Source organism: Acinetobacter sp. ANC_7513 (assembly GCF_056779915.1).
On record NZ_JBWYIW010000006.1, the window covers coordinates 94,216 to 110,521 of the forward strand.

General features: G+C 41.2%; 12 protein-coding genes and 2 pseudogenes. 13 read left to right on the plus strand and 1 reads right to left on the minus strand.

Annotation, left to right across the window (positions count from 1 at the left end; translation table 11 throughout):
* The first annotated feature begins 80 nt into the window (after positions 1 to 80).
* From rsmH to AC1M9B_RS08470, 7 genes are all read left to right on the plus strand, one after another.
* Positions 81 to 1,004, plus strand: a complete 924-nt coding sequence (rsmH, locus tag AC1M9B_RS08440) for a 16S rRNA (cytosine(1402)-N(4))-methyltransferase RsmH (RefSeq protein ID WP_092767287.1) — start codon at positions 81 to 83, stop codon at positions 1,002 to 1,004.
* A complete protein-coding gene (ftsL, locus tag AC1M9B_RS08445) occupies positions 1,004 to 1,348 on the plus strand; it encodes a cell division protein FtsL (RefSeq protein WP_481608940.1) in 345 nt (114 codons plus the stop codon). The genes rsmH and ftsL overlap by 1 nt, the downstream gene beginning before the upstream one ends.
* A gap of 9 nt (positions 1,349 to 1,357) precedes the next feature.
* The gene (gene ftsI / locus AC1M9B_RS08450) at positions 1,358 to 3,187 is read left to right on the plus strand and encodes a penicillin-binding protein PBP3 (RefSeq protein WP_035263956.1); all 1,830 of its coding nucleotides are present in this window, start codon (positions 1,358 to 1,360) and stop codon (positions 3,185 to 3,187) included.
* A gap of 7 nt (positions 3,188 to 3,194) precedes the next feature.
* Positions 3,195 to 4,691, plus strand: a complete 1,497-nt coding sequence (locus AC1M9B_RS08455; protein WP_481608941.1) for a UDP-N-acetylmuramoyl-L-alanyl-D-glutamate--2,6-diaminopimelate ligase — start codon at positions 3,195 to 3,197, stop codon at positions 4,689 to 4,691.
* Positions 4,692 to 4,700: 9 nt separating this feature from the next.
* Positions 4,701 to 6,104: a UDP-N-acetylmuramoyl-tripeptide--D-alanyl-D-alanine ligase gene (locus AC1M9B_RS08460; protein WP_481608942.1), complete on the plus strand. Its 1,404-nt coding sequence runs from the start codon at positions 4,701 to 4,703 to the stop codon at positions 6,102 to 6,104.
* Positions 6,105 to 7,223 (plus strand): phospho-N-acetylmuramoyl-pentapeptide-transferase, encoded by a 1,119-nt coding sequence (gene mraY, locus AC1M9B_RS08465; RefSeq protein WP_092767279.1) that lies wholly within the window; start codon positions 6,105 to 6,107, stop codon positions 7,221 to 7,223. It abuts the gene before it with no gap.
* Positions 7,224 to 7,294: 71 nt separating this feature from the next.
* The gene (locus AC1M9B_RS08470) at positions 7,295 to 8,101 is read left to right on the plus strand and encodes a putative RNA methyltransferase (RefSeq protein WP_481608943.1); all 807 of its coding nucleotides are present in this window, start codon (positions 7,295 to 7,297) and stop codon (positions 8,099 to 8,101) included.
* A 32-nt stretch (positions 8,102 to 8,133) separates the two neighbouring features.
* Here the strand turns inward: AC1M9B_RS08470 and ponA are convergent, their stop codons facing one another.
* Positions 8,134 to 10,659, minus strand: coding sequence for a penicillin-binding protein PBP1a (ponA, locus tag AC1M9B_RS08475; protein ID WP_481608944.1), 2,526 nt, complete (start codon positions 10,657 to 10,659; stop codon positions 8,134 to 8,136).
* A gap of 168 nt (positions 10,660 to 10,827) precedes the next feature.
* Between ponA and AC1M9B_RS08480 the strand changes: the two genes are divergently transcribed.
* From AC1M9B_RS08480 to AC1M9B_RS08505, 6 genes and pseudogenes are all read left to right on the plus strand, one after another.
* The gene (locus tag AC1M9B_RS08480; protein ID WP_035263966.1) at positions 10,828 to 11,886 is read left to right on the plus strand and encodes a pilus assembly protein PilM; all 1,059 of its coding nucleotides are present in this window, start codon (positions 10,828 to 10,830) and stop codon (positions 11,884 to 11,886) included.
* Complete coding sequence (locus AC1M9B_RS08485) at positions 11,886 to 12,512, plus strand: PilN domain-containing protein (RefSeq protein ID WP_035263969.1); 627 nt, start codon at positions 11,886 to 11,888, stop codon at positions 12,510 to 12,512. Before AC1M9B_RS08480 ends, AC1M9B_RS08485 begins: the two co-directional genes overlap by 1 nt.
* Entirely contained in the window at positions 12,509 to 13,237 is a 729-nt protein-coding gene (locus AC1M9B_RS08490; RefSeq protein ID WP_481608945.1) for a type IV pilus inner membrane component PilO, read from the plus strand. The genes AC1M9B_RS08485 and AC1M9B_RS08490 overlap by 4 nt, the downstream gene beginning before the upstream one ends.
* Positions 13,237 to 13,764, plus strand: a complete 528-nt coding sequence (locus AC1M9B_RS08495) for a pilus assembly protein PilP (RefSeq protein ID WP_481589152.1) — start codon at positions 13,237 to 13,239, stop codon at positions 13,762 to 13,764. The genes AC1M9B_RS08490 and AC1M9B_RS08495 overlap by 1 nt, the downstream gene beginning before the upstream one ends.
* A gap of 196 nt (positions 13,765 to 13,960) precedes the next feature.
* A pseudogene (locus tag AC1M9B_RS08500) lies at positions 13,961 to 14,134 on the plus strand (hypothetical protein); the annotation flags it as partial.
* Positions 14,117 to 16,273, plus strand: a pseudogene (locus tag AC1M9B_RS08505) (type IV pilus secretin PilQ); the annotation flags it as partial. The pseudogenes AC1M9B_RS08500 and AC1M9B_RS08505, both read left to right, overlap by 18 nt.
* Between the last annotated feature and the right edge of the window lie 33 nt (positions 16,274 to 16,306).

The window sequence follows — 16,306 nt, forward strand, 5'->3', positions numbered from 1 at the left end:
CCTACAAAAAGTCGTTTGGAGCTTTATTAAAACAAGGTAATAATGTGCAGTTAAATTTTTAGATGTTCTGAAACGTTATTATGTCGCATATTTCTGTATTACTTCATGAAACTGTAGATGCCCTATTGGGTGGGCGTAATACAGGGATTTATGTAGATGGCACCTTTGGTCGAGGAGGTCATACTCGACTTCTCTTGTCCAAATTAGATGAACATTCTCGTGTCTATGCCTTTGATAAAGATCCGCAGGCTTTGGCTGTGGCTGCTCAGTTAGAACAAGAAGATCCAAGATTTACCATTATTCATGCAAGTTTTGCAGATATTAAAACAGCCTTAAATCAACGTGGTGTTGAAACTGTGGATGGTGTTATGGCAGATTTGGGTGTTTCATCGCCACAACTTGATCAGGCCGAACGTGGTTTCAGCTTTATGAAAGACGGTCCATTGGATATGCGAATGGACAACTCTCAAGGCCTAACTGCAGCGCAATGGTTGGTTGAAGTTGATGAAGAGCATTTAGCGAATATTATTTTTCAATATGGTGAAGAAAGATATAGCCGCCGCATTGCGAAAGCGATTAAAGCAGCAGGTTATATTGAGAGTACAAGTCAATTGGCTGAAATTGTAAAAGTTGCCCATCCGAAATGGGAAAAGAATAAGCATGCTGCGACACGTACATTCCAAGCAATTCGAATTGAAATCAATAAAGAATTAGAAGATGTGCATGCTTTTTTACCTGAAGCACTGGATATGCTTCATAATGGAGGTCGATTAGCGGTCATCAGTTTCCATTCCTTAGAAGATCGAATTATTAAACAATTTATTCAAAAAGAGTCGACTTTAGCTGAGGATGATGGTTGGGGCTTACCTCAGAAACCTAAAGAAACTCGTCGTTTGAAAAAAATTGATCGCGTACGTGCGAGTGAAGAAGAAGTGAAACAAAATCCGCGTTCTAGAAGTGCTTGGTTGCGAGTTGCAGAGCGAATAAATTTTAAAGGCGAATAATGAAAAAGGAAAAAGACGTAGAACAACAGGAACCTGTAGCAACGCCCTTGGTGCGAAAAAAAATACTGATCTATAGCATTTTAACCGCTATGGTCATGGTGAGCGCATTTATGGTGGTCTATCAGGTCTATTCTTATCGTCAAGATTTTCGTGAATTTAATACGCATATGCGTGAGCTTGAAGACATTAATGCTGAATGGGGTCGTCTACTTATTGAGCAACAGACATTTGGAGCGACTGCACAGATTGGGACACGTGCAGTGACACAATTACGTATGTATTCACCACCAACATCACAGACTGTGGTGGTTTCACTTCCTGCTGAAACCGCGAAAAATCAATAGGCACGCTGAATGGTTGATAAAAGCAAAACAAAACAAACACGTAAAAAACAGCAGCCAATTACACAGAAAAGAACCGTTGCTGTAGATATGTGGCGTTTCTATTTAATGTGGGGCTTAGTCCTGACATTTTTTGTGGTATTGGTTGCACGTGCCTTTTATGTTCAAATTGTGAATAAAGACTTTTTGCAAAATAAAGCTAACGCAAAAATTTTACGTACTGAAAAATTAAGTGCGATGCGAGGGGTTATTAGCGACCGTAATGGCGTTCCCTTGGCAATTAGTACACCAATTATGAAGGTGGTGATTGATCCTCAACATTATTTTGAAACTAAAGCAACTTTTGATGAAATTACTGAAGAGTTAAAAAAGAATCCAACCAGTCGAAAATTAAAAAATCAGTTACCACAGGAAAACCTGAATTTAGATGAGCTAGCAGATGCAGTTGGGCTGGATCGAGCTGACCTCAAAAAGCGTGTTCAAGATCGAGCTCGTTCACGTTATTTAGTATTGAAAAAAGAAGTACCACCTGCTCAAGCGGCTCTGTTAGCACAACGCAATTTTGCTGGTGTATATTCTGAAAAATCATATAAACGTTATTACCCACAACCACAACCCAACTCTCAAATCATTGGTTTAACCAATACCGAGGGAACAGGGATTGAAGGTTTGGAGATGCAGCTGAATAAGCGGCTTGCAGGGGTCAATGGCGAACAGAAAATTGTACGTGATAAGCATGGTAACCGTGTTCAAGTTCCAGAAGTTATTAAAGAAGTTGAAGCTGGGGAAAATATTACACTCAGTATTGATTCTCGATTGCAATACATTATGTATCGAGAGCTTACCGCGGTAGGTGTGGCAAATAATGCACGTTCTGCTACAGCAATTGCGGTCGATGTCAAAACCGGTGAAATTCTAGCGATGACCAGTTGGCCGTCGTATAACCCGAATGATAAAAAAAGTTTATCCAATAAAGATGCAATGCGAAATCGCGGTGCAGTTGACTCGTTTGAACCAGGTTCGACGATGAAACCATTAACGGTGGCGATGGCGCTTGAAAGTGGTAAGTACACTGCAAACTCAGTCGTTAATACCACGCCAGGGTCGATGCGTGTCGGTAATCATACAATTCGTGATACGCATAATTATGGAGCGCTTACTTTAGGTGGCATTATTCAAAAATCCTCCAACGTGGGTGTAGCGAAAATTGCCTTATCTTTGCCTTATCCGACTTTACCAACGTTCTATAAGCGTCTTGGTTTTGGACAGCGTTCGGCTGTCAAATTCCCTGGTGAAAGCCCAGGTCTGATCTTACCGCCAAGTAAATGGAATATTTCAGAAGTTGCAACCATGTCCTATGGATATGGTCTTAATGCCACGGTACTACAATTGGCAGATGCTTATGCCATGCTGGCAAACAAAGGGAAGAAAGTTCCTTTAAGTTTGTACAAGCTGGATGAAGCTCCTCAAGGTGAACAAATGATTGATCCTAAAATTGCGGATCAAGTCTTGTTAATGATGGAGACAGCAACATTACCAGGCGGTACAGCGACTCGTGCTCAAATACCAGGTTATCGCGTTGCTGGTAAAACGGGTACAGCACACAAATTACGTGCTGACCGTAAAGGTTATTCGACCAATGAATATCGAGCTTTATTTGCAGGTGTTGCACCTGTAAGTGATCCACGTTTGGCGATGGTCGTCGTGGTCGAAAATCCGAAAGGCACATATTACGGTGGTACTGTATCAGCACCTGTTTTCGCAAAAGTAATGCAGGAGTCGCTGAGACTGTTAAACGTACCATTGGATAAACCCTTAGATACTCCAAAATCCATTCCATAGGTGATGAATGTCGATTACATTTCAACAAATCTACGCTGTAGATCATCCAGCAGAATGGATGCAACAAGCATTTAATGGCTTCCAATTAGATAGTCGTAAAGTTGAAGCGGGACAAGTGTTTATTGCTTTGACTAGTCTTTCTCAACCTGAAAAAACTGCGGAATATGCACAGAAGGCTTTGGATCTTGGTGCTTTGGCTATTATTTCAGAACAAGATTTAGGTTTAACGCCAAGTTTGATCGTTCCGAATGTGCGTATGCTCATGGGACAATGGCAGAAAGATTATTTGCAACAGACACAGCCAGTAAATCCACTTCGAGTCTTGGCTGTCACGGGAACCAATGGTAAAACGACCATTTCAAGGCTTGTTGCAGAGCTATTGGTGTTAAGCAAACACCCATGCGCGGTGATGGGGACGACAGGGAATGGGATTTTACCTCACCTTGAAGCATCTACACATACCACGTTAGATGCGTTGCATATGCAAAATCAATTGCATACTTATGCTCAGCAGGGAGCTAAGTTTGCTGCTATTGAAGCAAGCTCCCATGGTCTTGAACAGGGGCGTCTCAATGGAACGGCAATTGAAATTGCAGCTTACAGTAATTTAAGTCGCGATCATTTGGATTATCACAAGACTTTAGAGGCCTATGCTGAGGCAAAATCACGCTTATTTCAGTTTGAGAGTCTTAAAGTTGCAATTATCAATATCGATGATGCTTACGCAAATATCATGCTCAAAGCGGCGGAGCAAAATCCAGCAAAACCTAAAATTTTGACTTATTCCACCACTCGACCCGCGGATTACCATGTTGAAGAGATTCAATATAGTTTAAACGGTGTTCATTTTAAATTGGTGACCAAGACCCAAAGCTATTTAGTGAATAGTCCGTTATTAGGTCACTTTAATATTGAAAATGTCGTTGCGAGCTTAATCTCTGTTGAACAGGCGGGTTTAGATTTATCTCAGTTAGTCGCTTTAGTTCCTCAGTTAAAAGGCGCGCCAGGGCGTATGCAAGTGTTGCGTGATCGAGATCGTTTGTTTGTCGTGGATTATGCCCACACTCCTGATGCATTAATTCAGGTTCTTCAAACATTAAAACGTCATGTTTCACAGCAATTGTGGGCTGTGTTTGGGTGCGGTGGTGATCGTGATCGCGGTAAACGACCACTAATGACACAGGCTGCTTTAGATCATGCAGATGTTGTATTGCTTACCTCAGATAATCCACGTACTGAAAACCCAGAACAAATTTTTGCTGACATGAAGGCTGGAATTGAATTTTTGGACAGAGAGGTTCATGAAATTCATGATCGTCGTGAAGCGATTAAGTTTGTAGTGAAAACAGCAAAAGCAGGTGACATTGTTGTGATTGCAGGCAAAGGCCACGAAAATTATCAAGAGATTGATGGTGTTCGTCATTGGTTTGATGATGTGGTAGAAGTCCAAGCAGCCATTAATGGTCAGCATGCGACTGAGCCAGCATCTTATCCAGCAGACTAAGGAATCATTATGCACACATCTACTACAAGTACTGCGACACTTGTCCCATGGGCTTTGTCTGATCTAGTTGCTGCTACTCAAGGGTATTGGTTGAATGATAAAAAACCGACTGGAGAAGTAAAGCGTATTTTGACAGATTCACGTCATGCGGAGTCGGGGGATGCTTTTTTAGCGCTGAAAGGTGAGCGTTTTGATGCGCATAACTTTGTTCAACAAGTGGCTGAAAAAGGCTGTCAGATTGCGATTGTTGAGCGGCCTTTAGATATTGATATTTGTCAGTTGGTGGTAACAGATACGAGATTAGCATTAGGTATGCTTGGTGCATTTCGTCGCGCTCAACATGCGCAATTAAAAGTTATTGCACTGACTGGTAGTAGCGGCAAAACCACCACTAAAGAAATGCTTGGAAGTATTCTTGCTCGCAAAGCACCGACATTGATCACGCGAGGTAATCTCAATAATGATCTGGGTGTGCCTATGATGCTATTGGAGCTTCGACCAGATCATGAATATGCAGTGATGGAGCTCGGAGCAAGTCATCAAGGAGAAATTGACTATACCTCGAAGCTCGTTCAACCTCATGTTGCGGGTATTATTAATATTGGTACGGCTCATCTTGGTGAGTTCGGTGGGCGTGACGGAATTTGTAAAGCTAAATCTGAAATCTATGGTCATGTTTCAGAAACTTCGATCGTACCAGTAGCTGATGATTATATAGACCAGATCCGTCAAAGTGTGAAAACAACAAAAAACTTAAGTTTTGGAGAAGGTGGCGATGTCTATGCTTCAGATATTCAGCTGAATCCAAAAAGTGCTCAATTTAAATTACATACGCCTGTAGGTGTCCAACCCGTGGATTTACCTTTTGCTGGTGAGCATAATGTTCAAAATGCTTTGGCAGCTGCTGCATTTGCATTGGCATTAAATATCAGCTTGGATGATATTGTCACGGGTTTAGAACAAGCTGTGGGTGCAAAGGGGCGTTTGAATTTTATTCAAAAAAATGATTTTTTATTTATCGATGATACATACAATGCCAATCCGACGTCGATGCGTGCAGCGGGTGAAGTGCTTGCACAGCAAGAAGGTATTCGTGTCATGGTGATTGGGGATATTGGTGAGTTAGGTCCGACTGCTGCTCAACAACATTATTTACTCGGGCGAGATTTGGTTTCGATTCGCGGACTCAACTTTGTTGTTGCTGTCGGTGAGTTTGCACCAGCAACACAGGAAGGCGCACGTAGTACTCAGTACGGGAAAAAGTTACAAGCTTTCCTCAATCAAGAGCAAGCTCTACCATTTTTAATTAGTCTAATCGAAACACATCAACCGCAAAAAATGAGTTTCTTATTCAAAGGTTCTCGTTATACCCATATGGAAACGTTGATGGCAGATTTGATGGAGAAACTCTAAATGCTGTTATGGTTATTTGAACAACTTTCCGGCTATCACAGCTCGTTCCAAGTGGTTCGTTATTTAACATTACGTGCGCTGCTCAGTGTCTTGACAGCACTCACGATAGGTCTAGTCCTTGGTCCTGTCATGATCCGTAAGTTACAAGCTTTAAAATATGGCCAAGCGGTAAGTTCTTTCGCTCCGGAAAACCATGCCAAAAAAATGGGAACACCAACCATGGGTGGTCTCCTTATTTTGCTTTCTATTGGGATTTCAACTTTACTTTGGGCAGATCTTTCAAACCCTTATGTTTGGATTGTGCTTGGCGTGATGGTGATATTTGGTGCCGTAGGTTGGGCGGATGATTGGATTAAAATCCGTTATAAAGACAATGCAGGTTTGCCAGCGCGTAAGAAGTTTTTTTGGACATCTGTCGCTTCTTTGGGTGCAGGGATATCACTCTACGTAATTGCGACTCAGCAAACTAATCCTGTACACACTGCGAATATGTTGGATTTGCTGATCCCTTTCTTTAAAGATCTTACAATTCCTTTATCGGTAATCCCTTTAGGGATCGGTTTTATCATATTCACTTATTTAGTGATTAACGGTGCGTCGAATGCTGTTAACCTGACTGACGGTTTAGATGGTCTTGCAATTATGCCAATTGTATTGGTTGCGGCGGGCCTAGGGGTGTTTGCTTATTTGGCGGGTGATGTTCGTTTTGCAAATTATTTACATATTCCCTATGTGAAATACTCATCTGAACTCGTTGTTATTTGTGCTGCAATGATAGGTGCAGGTTTAGCATTCCTTTGGTATAACGCGCATCCTGCACAAGTATTTATGGGTGATGTTGGTGCCTTGTCGCTTGGAGCGATGCTGGGAACTATTGCGGTGATGGTACGTCAGGAAATTGTATTTGCAATTATGGCGGGTGTATTTGTAGTCGAAGCAGTCTCTGTATTCTTACAAATCGGTTCGCTTCGTATGCGGAATAAACGTGTTTTCCTTATGGCGCCGTTACATCATCACTATGAAAAGAAAGGATGGCGTGAAACACAGGTGGTCATCCGTTTCTGGATTATCACAATTATGCTGGTAGTTTTAGGTCTAATGACCTTAAAATTGCGCTAAGCAAGAATCAAATGAGATCAAGTCGGCTTATGCCGGCTTTTTTTCATCGCTAAAATTTTTTGGAGAGAATGATGAATCTGTTGATGTGTCCTGTTTGTCGCGAGGCATTGGCGCTTGAGGGGAAAACATGGCGCTGCAAGAGTAATCATAGTTACGATATTGCAAAGCAAGGTTATGTGAATTTGCATGTCGTACAGCATAAACACAGTAAAAATCCAGGGGATACCTCCGAGTCTGTTCAAGCTAGACGGTCATTTTTAACAGCGGGATTCTATGCGCCATTACAGCAAGCTGTCGTTGCTAAAATACGAGAATTACGTATTGAAAATCTTCTAGATATTGGTTGCGGTGAAGGATATTACACCAATGCAATGGAAGCTGAAGCGATACAAGTTGTAGGGGTAGATATTGCTAAAACTGCAGTTCAGGTAGCAGCAAAATTAAATCAAAATGTCACTTGGGTTGTGGGTACGGGGGCTGTGTTGCCTGTTTTAAGCGAGACCATCGATTTATGTACCAGTTTATTTAGTCCTATTCCCGAGGCGGAAATATTACGTGTATTAAAACCATCGGGGTATTTAATGGTTGTTACCCCAGGTCCACAACATTTATATAAAATGCGAGAAGCACTATTTGAAGAAGTTAAGGCACATGAGCCACATAAATTTGTAGCGCAGTTGAGCGAGCACTTTGAGTTAATTGATGAAAGCTTAATTCAGGCACCATTGGTGTTGAACCAAAATGACCTAAAGTGTCTTATCGCAATGACGCCATATGCTTATAAGGCCAAACCTGAACGGCGTGAGCAATTAGAGCAAGTTGAAAAATTTGAACTGAGTGCAGAGTTTCAGATCTATATTTTAAAAAAGAAAAGTTAAAAGAAGCCCTCTTTTAGAGGGCTTTATTTTGGTTATTGAACTTGATTAATCAAATTTTCGATTGAATCTCGTTTAACTTGTGGTGTTGGATTCATATCCGGTGGTGTCGACGACGTCGGCGTTAACGGTTGATCGTTATCTGGTAGATCATCAAAATCGCGATCATTCGTTGGTGCTACCACTGGAGCAGGGCGATAAATTGGACGAGCTAAAGGTGGAGTTTTATCTTTTTGCTCATGGTTTAATGTATGTACACGACCACGTTGTTCTCGAGTTAAAGGAGCTTTTGCATTTTTATCTAAACTTACCCAAGCATATGGTGTATTGGCAAGCGACTTCTCCATAAAGTCACTCCAAATTGGAAGAGCAGCGATACCCCCATATTCACGACGACCTAGCGTAGTCGGTTGGTCGAAACCTACCCATGAAACTGCGACTAGATTGCCGTTAAAGCCAGCGAACCAAGCATCTTTTGCATCATTGGTTGTTCCTGTTTTACCTCCTAAATCACCACGACCAATTTTTAATGCTGCGCGACCAGTACCATGCTGAATTACGTCTCGTAAAATATTCGCCATATCAAATGCTGAACTGGATTTTAAAATTCGATGTGCTTGACGATATTGGCTACGCTCTTCATCGGTTAAAGTGGGTTGCTTATCCTCTAAAGACTGATTGGTAACTTCAATAATTTCGTCGTCTGGTGTTGTTGCTTCAGCAGAGGTTGTATCTTGCTTCTGAGATTTAATACATGAAATACATGCGTATTCTGGATTGGCTTGATAAATCACTTTGCCGTAAGCATCCTCAATACGGCTAATGAAGTGAGGTTGCACGCGGAAACCGCCATTGGCAATTGCGGCATAGCCTGTTGCCATTTGCACAGGGAGTACTTGAGGTGTTCCTAATGCAATCGTGTAGTTACGTGGAATCTGATCTTCCTGCAAACCAAAATCCATAAACAATTGGCGAGTACGTTCTAGACCGACTGTTTGTAAAAGGCGAACAGAGACAGTATTACGTGACAAATATAAAGCCCGACGTAATGGAATCATCCCCAGATAGCGCCCATCAGAATTGCGTGGTGACCATTTACCAATGGTAATGGGATTATCACTAACCATGGTATGCGGCGTCATACCTCGTTCAAGTGCAAGCGAGTAGACAAATGGTTTGATAATAGAGCCAGGTTGACGCCAACCTTGCAGTGCACGGTTAAATTTCGATTGATAAAAATTATATCCACCAACGATCGCGACAATTGAGCCATCATTTGGGTTAAGTGCAATTAACTGACCTTGTACACGAGGCACCTGTACCAAGGACCACATACTACGATTTTGATTTGGACGTAGACGAACAATATCTTTGACTTTTACAATTTGTGAGGCATTGCTCGGTGCACCACCCACACTATTGGCATTGCGATAGCGTCTCGCCCAAGACATGCCAGACCAAGGAACAGTGACTGATGAACCATCTTGTAAAGTTGCTTCAAAAGAATTACTTAAAACTTTAGTGACTTCAGCAGGATAGGTGTTTGCAAATGGTACAAAGTCTTTTAAGGGTTTGTCATGGGCTTCTGGGCCACGCCATCCATGACGACGGTCATAACTTTCTAAACCAACACGAACTGCTTCTTCGGCAAAGGCTTGACGATTGTAATCAATAGTGGTGTAAACCTTATATCCTGAATCGATCGCGAGATCGCCAAATTTTTTGACGAGTTCAGAACGAACCATTTCACCGACATAAGGGAATTTATTGTTAATACCGCGATCAGGCATGTCCAAAGCGATAGGCTCTGATACTGCATCTTCATATTCAATTTGACTAATATAACCCAACTGTAGCATACGACCTAAAATCCAATTGCGACGTTCTAACGCACGTTCAGGATTGGCCACAGGATTATACTTAGAGGGTGCTTTAGGTAATCCTGCAATCATTGCCATTTGGGCAATTGAAAGATCGTCTAAATTCTTGTTGTAATAAATTTTTGCTGCTGCGGCGATGCCATAAGCATTTTTACCGAGGAAAATTTTATTGACGTAGAGAGTAAGAATTTCTTCTTTTGATAATTTTTGTTCAATTTTACGTGCTAAGAAAATTTCGGTGAGTTTGCGCTTGAGAGTTCGTTCTGGTGTTAAATAATAGTTTTTTGCCACCTGCATGGTAATTGTAGAACCACCAGTTTGAATGTCAGAACCCGTGATCGATTCACTGACTGCACGTCCTAAACTTTTAAAACTAATACCGCTATGCTCAAAAAAAGAAGAGTCTTCTGCAGCTAAAAAAGCATGAATAAAATCTTGTGGGATTTGCTCATATTCAACTGGAACAGAAAGTTTGCCACCATATTCTGCGATTAATTGGTTATCTGCTGTATAAACTTGCAGCGGTTTTAATAATGGAGCCTTCTTAAAAGCAGTCATCTCTGGCAAAGATGGTGCAATATAGAGATACATTCCATAAAAGCCCATTGGAATTGTGACTAAGATAATGATAATCAGCAAAAAAAAAGGGTGAATCTGTCCACAACAAGATAGCTTTTTCATAACAAGTAAGTTTTAATAGGTGCTAAAGGCAAACTAATAGAAGGTCAGTATAGCTTCTCATTTAACAGAATGTTAGTTGAGTTATTATATCCGCAAAAAAATTAGACCAAGTGTAGTTAGTTTGTATTGTGCTGTTGTTGGGGACAAAAAAATAATAGGAATTGCATTGTGCTTAGACTATATCGTAAGCCAAATAAGGGGTTAGTGGGGGTAGATGTTAGTTCGACCTCTGTTAAGCTATTAGAGCTATCAGTTAAAAACGGTCGCTATTGGGTTGAAAGTTACGGGTTAAGTCCATTGGTTGATGGGAGTGTTGTTGAAAAAAACATCCTCAATCAGGATAACGTGGCTGATGCTTTAGAGCGCGCGATTAATATTGCAAATCCGCAATCGACGAATGCTGCTTTTGCGGTACCTACATCTATGGTGATTCACAAGGTCATCGAGATGGATGCCGACATGAGCGATGATGAGCGTGAAGTTCAGATTCGTATGGATGCTGAGCAATATATCCCATTCCCACTTGACGAAGTCAGTTTAGACTTTGAAGTGCTTCCTGAGCGATTAAACAATCCAAACAGAGTGAACGTTCTACTCGTTGCGACACGTACTGAAAACGTGGACTCTCGTATTGAAGTATTGGATTTGGTCGGCCTTACCCCAAAAGTTGCCGATGTTGAAAGCTATGCACTGGAACGTAGTTTTGAAGTCTTTGCAGATACATTGCCGATTGGTGCAAATCTTGTTGGCGTTCTTGATATTGGTCATACCATGACGACTTTATCAGTCATGCAAAATGGCAAAATTATTTACACGCGCGAACAAGTGTTTGGCGGTAAGCAATTGACTCAAGATGTGCAAAATCGTTATGGCTTATCTTATGATGAAGCTGGGCGTGCTAAAAAAGACAACACCTTACCAGATGACTTTGAAACAGAAGTTTTAATGCCATTCCTTGATGCAGTGATTCAACAAGCAGCGCGTTCATTACAGTTCTTTTTCTCTTCTTCTCAATTTAACGAGATTGATCATATTTTATTGGCGGGTGGTAATGCCAATATCCCAGGTCTTGCAAAAATGATGCAACAAAAATTGGGATATCGCGTCACTATTGCTAATCCATTTTTACAAATGGGCTTTTCTCCTCAAATCGACCTGAAAAAAATAGAAAATGATGCACCATCATTATTGGTGGCGTGTGGCTTGGCATTGAGGAGTTTTGATTAATGGCTAAAATTAATTTACTCCCTTGGCGCGAAGAGCTAAGAGAACAGCGAAAAAAGCAATTTGTTTATATCTGTATCGCAGTGGTATTACTTGCGATTTTATCGGTTTTAGCAGCTTGGTTCTTCTTGAATCATAAATTGCAAGACCAAGAACAAGCAAACCAACTTATTGTAAGCACCAATCAAAGTTTAGACGTTCAATTAAAATCCTTGGAAGGATTGCAAGAACGTCGAAATGCAGTGATTGAGCGGATGAAACTGATTCAAGGTCTTGAAGGTCAACGACCTGTTACTGTGCGTTTAGTAGATGAATTGGTACGTGTTGTTCCTGAAACAGTGTATCTGACGAAATTTACCCGTACTGGTAATAAATTTACCATCGAAGGTAAAGCTGAAAGTCCGAATGCGGTAGCAGAGTTATTACGTGGTTTAGAAGCTTCCCAGTGGTACCGAAATGCATTTATGAATTCATTCTTGGCTGCCCCAGAAGTGAAGGAAAAAGCACCAAGTTCGGTAATCCCTCGAGTTGAAGAGTCTTACGGTACATTTATCGTGACTGTCGACTTGGGTGCAATTGCTCAACCGACATCAGAGATGGACGCGAATAATGTGGGAGGTGCACCATGAGTCGTAGTGATTTAAATGATTTTGATTCAGATGTCACTGTACCTAAAAAGAAGTCCATGACTGTTGAAAAGTTCTTTCAGCAATTTAATACTTTGGACTCCAATAACTACGGTAGTTGGCCACTGTCTGTAAAAATTACCTGTTGGATTTTTATTTTCCTATTTGTTTGTGCTATTGGTTACTTTTTGGTGATTAAACCAAAACTTGAATCCATTGATCTTGCTAAAGCACAAGAGGCAAATTTACTGACAGAGTTTAAAGAAAAGGATTCTAAGCTCCGTAATTTGCAGCAATACCAAGCACAGTTGCAACAAATGGAAATGAATTTCAATGAGCAATTACAACAATTGCCAAAAGAAACAGAAATTCCAAGTTTAGTTGAGGACATCAACTTAACAGGTGTGAATTCAGGGCTCAAATTTAAAAATATCCGTCTCGAAAATGAAGTGGCTCAAGAATTCTTCATTGAGCAGCCAATTTCGATAGAAACGACAGGTGATTATCATTCATTTGGGCGTTTTGTGAGTGGAATTGCGTCTTTACCGCGTATCGTGACCTTACATGATTTTGTGATTACAGCGACGCCAAGTACAGATAAAAAATCTGATATTCCACTGATCAATTATTCATTAAAAGCCAAAACATATCGTTATGTTGCATCGACTGAAGATACGGTAGGTTCAGCGGTTGTTCCACCAGCTGATATGCCAGCAGGAGGACAATAATGAAATCATTTAAGCTTTTGTGCGGATTAATTATTGCAACGACTTTGGTGGGATGTGATTCGCGTATTGATGCGGTCAATCAAGAAATGGCGAATATTCGTAGCCAGCCGCCTTTACCCATAGAACCGGCACCTGTATTTAATCCAGTTCCAAATTTTCTTTACTCGGCACATCAACTTCGAAGTCCATTCTTGCCAAACTCATTGGCAACAGAGCTAAGAATCATGTCGGGTAAACGTGTTTATCCTAATTTTAATCGTCAACCACAGCCTTTAGAAAGCTATGCATTGGAAACGTTAAACTTCAAAGGAAGTTTAAAACGTAACAATGGCCAGATTCTCGCTTTGATTCAAACCCCTGATGGTGAGATTGAGCGTGTGCAACGTGGTAATTACATGGGGATGAACCAAGGGCGCATCGTGAAGATAACGCCGACTCAAATCGATCTGATTGAAATTGTTTCAGATGGTCGAGATGGTTATATCGAAAGACCGAGAAGCTTAGTGTTGCTTGGGCCTGTTGGTTAAGACGAGTTAAGGAATAACAATGAAAAAGAGTATGCAAAATTTTTGGGGTGGGGATCGACAGTATATGAACCGTTTTCTTCGTCAATTCGCTATGACCACTGTTTCTATAGCTGTTATGCAGGCAGCGGCGGCTAAAACTACGATGACCAATATTGTGCCTTTGCAGGTGCCAGGTCAAGGAACAGAAATCCGTGTCATGTTTAACGGATTACCTCCACAGCCACAGTCGTATCAATTGGAAAATCCATCTCGACTCGTTTTGGATTTTATGCAGGCAGGTCAAACACTGGCGAATACTAAAATACCTGTGTCGACCACTGAAGCAAACTCAGTTGAAGTCATTTCTAATGATCAGCGTTCACGGTTAACTGTCAATTTAACGCAGAAGGGGAGCTACACGACACGTGTTGAAGGCAATACCTTTATTTTAAAAATAAATAATCCAAACTCTGCGAAAGTGGCAACACCAGCGGCGCCAGAGGTTACACAAGCCAAAGCAGCAGAACCAGCGCCTAAAACAAGTGTTTTAAAGCCAGTCATACGTCCTAATCTGACGAATAACGTTACACCTGTTGCGGCTACAACTGTGGCAACGACACCTGTAACGCCAACACCTGTGATTCCTGTTGCAGCACAGCAGGTATTGAAACCAACTGCACCAACGCCTACGGTTTTAAGACCTGCCGCTCCACCTGCACCAGTGGTTCGTCAGCAAGTTGCAGCACCTGTACCACCTCCAGTAGCTCCTGTTTATCAGCAGCCTGTTGCGTATACACCGCCAGCACCTGTCGCTTATCAAGCAGTACAACAAGGACTGCAAGATATTGGTTTTGAGCGCGGTAGTGCAGGTGAGGGACAAGTTGTACTGAATTTAAAAACAGCAGATACACCAGTAGATGTACAACAGCAAGGTAGCAAAGTTGTGGTGCGTTTCCTCGGTAACAAAATTCCATCGCATTTGGTGCGCCGTTTAAACGTTAATGATTTTGCCACGCCTGTCTCTACAGTAGACGCTTATAATGATAAGTCGAATGGTGTAATTTCCATTCAGTCGAGTGGTAGCTTCGAATATATGGCTTATCAAACAGATGGTAAGTTAACGATCAGTTTAAAACGCCCAGAAGAGAAAAAAGGCTTAAGCAGCCAAAATCGTACACCTAAATATACAGGTAACAAGATTTCTCTCGACTTCCAAGACATTGAAGTGCGCCGCGTATTACAATTGTTGGCTGATTTTACCGGCATTAATATGGTGACTTCGGATTCAGTTCAAGGGAATATTACATTACGCTTAAAAGATGTGCCTTGGGATCAAGCGCTTGATATTGTAATGAAAACCAAGAACTTGGATAAGCGTCGCAACGGAAACGTGATTTGGATTGCACCTGTTCCAGAATTGATTAAAGCCGAAGAAGAAGAGGCGAAAGCCATTGCACAAAGTGTGAAGTTGGCACCATTGCAAACCGAATATATTCAATTGAGCTATGCCAAAGTTGAAGATATTGAAAAGTTGATTACTGAAGGTCGTAACAGCCGTTCATCTAATGGTAATAATACAAATTCAACAACTGACCCATTGGGGGACAGTGTCGGGTCATTATTAAGTCCACGTGGTACAGTTTCAATTGATCCACGTACCAATACATTGATCATTAACGATACAGTTCAAAAAATTGATCAAATTCGCAAGATGATTGATTTATTGGATGTTTCTGTAAAACAAGTCATGATCGAAGCTCGTATTGTACGCGCGACAACAGATTTCACTAAAGAAATGGGTGTGAAATGGGGGGTAGTATCGAAAGGTGTTGCAACCAATAATGATCTTTTGGTTGGTGGTAGTGATCAAACGCTGTGGGATTTAAAATCACCAAGTGAGGATGGTCGTTATAATATTCAACGTCCTGATAACTTAAATGTGGATTTAGGTGTGGCTGGGGCTGCAGGTAAAATTGCATTTGGTTTAATCAATATGTCTGATTTTATGCTGGACCTTGAGTTATCGGCACTACAAGCTGATGGCTACGGTGAAGTTATTTCTACCCCAAAAGTTCTCACTGCTGATAAGCAACAAGCGAAAGTTGCTTCAGGTCAGGAAATCCCTTACCAAACCACTGAAACTGCAGGTGGTGCTGCAACGGCGACGACTTCCTTTAAAGAAGCGTTGTTAAGCTTAGAGGTAACACCAAGTATTACGCCTGATGGTAAAATTCAAATGAAATTGAACATTACCAGTGATTCACCAGCAGGTTATGCACAGAATGGGGAAATCATTTTGAATAAAAATCAAATTGATACCAATGTGCTTGTGAATAACGGTGAAACTGTGGTGCTAGGTGGTATTTTCGAGCAAGAAACGATTTTTAACCAAACCAAGGTGCCTTTCTTTGGTGATATTCCTGCTGTTGGTCGTCTATTCCGTAAAGACAGTAAAACAGAGAATAAGCGTGAGTTATTAATCTTTGTGACACCAAGAATTGTTAATGACAGGCAAACTAGAAACAATTAATATAGTTTCAATGAAAGCAATTCAATAGGTGAC

Bases quoted from the DNA above. Each gene is read 5' to 3' on its own strand.
- AC1M9B_RS08485 (WP_035263969.1), top strand. From the start codon at position 11,886: ATGGCTAAAATTAATTTACTCCCTTGGCGCGAAGAGCTAAGAGAACAG.
- AC1M9B_RS08495 (WP_481589152.1), top strand. From the start codon at position 13,237: ATGAAATCATTTAAGCTTTTGTGCGGATTAATTATTGCAACGACTTTG.
- AC1M9B_RS08490 (WP_481608945.1), top strand. From the start codon at position 12,509: ATGAGTCGTAGTGATTTAAATGATTTTGATTCAGATGTCACTGTACCT.
- rsmH (WP_092767287.1), top strand. From the start codon at position 81: ATGTCGCATATTTCTGTATTACTTCATGAAACTGTAGATGCCCTATTG.
- AC1M9B_RS08455 (WP_481608941.1), top strand. From the start codon at position 3,195: ATGTCGATTACATTTCAACAAATCTACGCTGTAGATCATCCAGCAGAA.
- AC1M9B_RS08470 (WP_481608943.1), top strand. From the start codon at position 7,295: ATGAATCTGTTGATGTGTCCTGTTTGTCGCGAGGCATTGGCGCTTGAG.
- ftsL (WP_481608940.1), top strand. From the start codon at position 1,004: ATGAAAAAGGAAAAAGACGTAGAACAACAGGAACCTGTAGCAACGCCC.
- AC1M9B_RS08460 (WP_481608942.1), top strand. From the start codon at position 4,701: ATGCACACATCTACTACAAGTACTGCGACACTTGTCCCATGGGCTTTG.
- ftsI (WP_035263956.1), top strand. From the start codon at position 1,358: ATGGTTGATAAAAGCAAAACAAAACAAACACGTAAAAAACAGCAGCCA.
- ponA (WP_481608944.1), bottom strand. From the start codon at position 10,659: ATGAAAAAGCTATCTTGTTGTGGACAGATTCACCCTTTTTTTTTGCTG.
- mraY (WP_092767279.1), top strand. From the start codon at position 6,105: ATGCTGTTATGGTTATTTGAACAACTTTCCGGCTATCACAGCTCGTTC.